We start from the raw sequence: 739 nt of genomic DNA on the forward strand, positions 1-739 counted from the left end.
GAGCCAGTAGTCGGCAGGTATATTTTCCATAGGGCAAGACCCTGCACAGGAGCAAAGCTGACACCCTGGTTATGGGCAGGCGGGACGAAGGAAGTGAGGACCCGGCGGAGACGCAGGAGGTCCTGGTAGACACGGGAGGTGCGCTGCCATAGATGGAAGGGTATACACAAGGCCATGTAAAACGAAATACGAAGACGTTTTACTTCGTGTACCCAAAACCAGCTATTTTCGTATCAGATACAGAGAAATGCCCATCTCCATGGCTCATTCATCTGAGATAGTAACTTGAAAAACCTTTATTTTAAAGGAAAATCACTTGACAATATAGGGAGGGAAAACACATTAAACTTGAAATCCGTAGCAGTCTGCATAAGATCAATATATTTCTTTACATCCAGAGACTCATTGAGATTTTTGAGAGGAAAGTAGCCCAGGAGTTTTTCAGGAGTTTCCTCGGAGATCTGTAAATCTTTCTCGCTTTGCCGTTGCTCTGCCAGCTGTTGATTTAATCGGGCAACCTCATCTTTGAAGAAAGCAACCGGGTCCTCGATTCCTTTCTCCTGAAGTTCGTGGACGTAACCAAGGGCTTTATAAGAACGGTGTGCGGTATTTTTCTTGCGTGGGTCATAAAAACTTTCATAAATTTGAAGATAAGTGCCTTTATTAAGATTGGATTTTTTTAAAAAGTAAGCCATAAAATCACCTCTCCTCATTATAACACCATAACACCATTTAGTAA

General features: G+C 42.8%; 1 pseudogene. It reads right to left on the bottom strand.

Annotated elements, in window-relative coordinates:
* Positions 1-329: 329 nt before the first annotated feature.
* Positions 330-695 (bottom strand): annotated as a pseudogene (locus B5G00_RS18505) (IS1634 family transposase); the annotation flags it as partial.
* Positions 696-739: the final 44 nt, after the last annotated feature.

It is taken from the genome of Blautia sp. An46 (genome assembly GCF_002161645.1).
GTDB lineage: Bacteria > Bacillota > Clostridia > Lachnospirales > Lachnospiraceae > Blautia > Blautia ornithocaccae.